The organism is Providencia sp. PROV261 (assembly GCF_028477945.1).
Taxonomy (GTDB): domain Bacteria; phylum Pseudomonadota; class Gammaproteobacteria; order Enterobacterales; family Enterobacteriaceae; genus Providencia; species Providencia stuartii.
Genome location: NZ_JAMPMC010000103.1, coordinates 1 through 1,210, shown reverse-complemented (window position 1 = coordinate 1,210; position 1,210 = coordinate 1). Strand labels below are relative to the sequence as shown.

Below are 1,210 nucleotides of genomic sequence, written 5' to 3'. Positions count from 1 at the left end.
CCCCTTTTCACTACAGTGGGTTGTTATTATGCAATGATTTTTGCAACAACACCCGCACCTACTGTACGGCCACCTTCACGGATTGCGAAACGCAAACCATCGTCCATCGCGATTGGGTGAATCAGAGTTACTTTCATGTTCACGTTGTCGCCTGGCATTACCATCTCTACGCCTTCTGGCAGTTCGATAGTACCTGTTACGTCAGTTGTACGGAAGTAGAACTGTGGACGGTAACCTTTGAAGAATGGCGTGTGACGACCACCTTCATCTTTGCTCAGAATATAAACTTCTGATTCGAAAGTTGTGTGTGGCTTGATTGAACCTGGTTTCGCCAGAACTTGACCACGTTCGATTTCTTCACGCTTAGTACCACGCAGCAGAACACCTACGTTCTCACCCGCACGGCCTTCGTCCAGCAGTTTACGGAACATTTCAACGCCAGTACAAGTGGTTTTCGCAGTCTCTTTGATACCTACGATTTCAACTTCTTCACCAACTTTGATGATACCACGCTCAACACGGCCTGTGACTACTGTACCACGACCTGAGATTGAGAATACGTCTTCGATTGGCAGCAGGAATGGCTTGTCAATTGCACGCTCTGGCTCTGGGATGTAGCTGTCCAGTGCTTCTGCTAGTTCAACGATTTTCGCTTCCCACTCTGGGTTGCCTTCCAACGCTTTCAGCGCTGAACCACGGATAACTGGAGTGTCATCACCTGGGAAATCGTATTGAGACAGAAGTTCACGAACTTCCATTTCAACCAGTTCCAGCAGCTCTTCGTCGTCTACCATGTCACATTTGTTCAGGAACACGATGATGTAAGGAACGCCAACCTGACGACCTAACAGGATGTGCTCACGAGTTTGTGGCATTGGGCCATCTGTTGCCGCAACAACTAGGATTGCACCGTCCATCTGAGCAGCACCCGTGATCATGTTTTTAACATAGTCGGCGTGTCCTGGGCAGTCTACGTGTGCGTAGTGGCGAGTTGGTGTATCGTACTCTACGTGAGAAGTAGAGATGGTGATACCACGCGCTTTTTCTTCTGGTGCGTTATCGATTTGATCGAATGCACGAGCGCTACCGCCGTAAGTTTTTGCCAGAACAGTAGTGATTGCTGCTGTCAGGGTAGTTTTACCGTGGTCAACGTGGCCGATTGTACCAACGTTAACGTGCGGTTTTGAACGTTCAAATTTTTCTTTAGACA

Annotated in this window: 1 protein-coding gene; it reads right to left on the bottom strand. The window is 48.4% G+C overall.

Going from position 1 to position 1,210, the window contains the following annotated elements:
- Positions 1-26: 26 nt before the first annotated feature.
- A partial coding sequence (gene tuf, locus PR675_RS20865; protein ID WP_053111003.1) for an elongation factor Tu occupies positions 27-1,210 on the bottom strand: 1,184 nt, incomplete at its 5' end.